2 pseudogenes are annotated in these 1,129 nt (G+C 55.5%); one reads left to right on the top strand and one right to left on the bottom strand.

Going from position 1 to position 1,129, the window contains the following annotated elements:
• Window positions 1–381 (bottom strand): annotated as a pseudogene (locus F8N85_RS34375) (RHS repeat-associated core domain-containing protein); the annotation flags it as partial.
• A gap of 78 nt (window positions 382–459) precedes the next feature.
• Here F8N85_RS34375 and F8N85_RS35975 point away from each other — a divergent pair.
• Window positions 460–636: pseudogene (locus tag F8N85_RS35975) on the top strand (transposase); the annotation flags it as partial.
• Window positions 637–1,129: the final 493 nt, after the last annotated feature.

Below are 1,129 nucleotides of genomic sequence, written 5' to 3'. Positions count from 1 at the left end.
ATGCCCGGTCACCGGGTCCGGCCGTTCGCCATTAAACCCGAGCAAACTGAGCAATCCTTTTCCTCGAGGGCGATGACCGTAAGGCGAGTAGGCGAAGGGATTGGGCTGAGTCGCGTCGAGTGTGTTCAATACCGAGCGTTGTTGATCAGTGGCCAGCAAGGTGGTATCGAGCTGGCCGCTTTCGGACTGTTGCAGTGCGAGCAACTGGTCTTCATGTTGGAAGATACGGGTCTGCACCGCGCCTTGTATTTCAGTGGCCAGGCGTGTTTTGCAGTAATAGCGCTGGATGGCAGCCTGTTCGAAGGGGGTGCAATCGACCAGATGATCGAGCGGGTCGTAGCGGTAGTGACACAATGGGATTTCGTGACTTGAGGTAGGCATTGACTGAGCTCCGTGCAAGGTCCAAAAAAGCCGAGTCTTTAGCATCGTTCCTTTCTCTGACGTTGCCTACTATCAGAACTGCTAGGGTTTTGGCGCGGGTTCGCTTCAATCGTTCGGCATCGTCGCCAGGTCGTTTTCGCCGAAACAGGTGATTTCGAGTACTACCTCGCAGATCTGCGCGAGCTAAAGGAGGTATTTGGCGTAAGAGTTTATGCCTACTGTTTAATGACCAATCACGTCCATCTTTTGCTTGCGTCTACTGCTCTCCAGCGCGGGCAGCTGACGGGAACCTCCCGTTTTGTGGATGAGGTCGAACACATCACAGGGCTTCGAATAATAAGCCGAGGGTAAGGTAGGCCCGTACAATAAGCTCAACATGAACTATGGGACGGTTAAAATAAATTTGCCCCCTTTTTCTGAGCTTGCTCGCGCTGGATCGCGCAGCGGCCCCAAAACCCGCGACCGAGTTCCATTAGGACAACCGCAATGGCTGGATTACGACTGCTGCGCCCGAGCGCGGACCGGCCGGCGGGAGCAAGCGCCCTCGCCACAGGTTCGACGCTCGGCTCAATATCAGGGTTGGATCAAGAAGAGCGCGGCATGGACGCAGCGCTCTGGTGAGGGTTATTGCACCTTGACGTCAGTTGCGGCTGGAGACTTGGCTGCAACTTTTTTCACCGGCTCCACTTTAGCCGGCGCTTTCTTCGCTACAGGCTTGGCCGGGGCCTTTTTGGCTTCGGTTTTCACC

The sequence above is a fragment of the Pseudomonas fluorescens genome (assembly GCF_902497875.1).
GTDB classification, from domain to species: domain Bacteria; phylum Pseudomonadota; class Gammaproteobacteria; order Pseudomonadales; family Pseudomonadaceae; genus Aquipseudomonas; species Aquipseudomonas fluorescens_BR.
The sequence above is the reverse complement of the archived record's forward strand: the minus strand, read 5'-3'. Positions and strand labels throughout refer to the sequence as shown.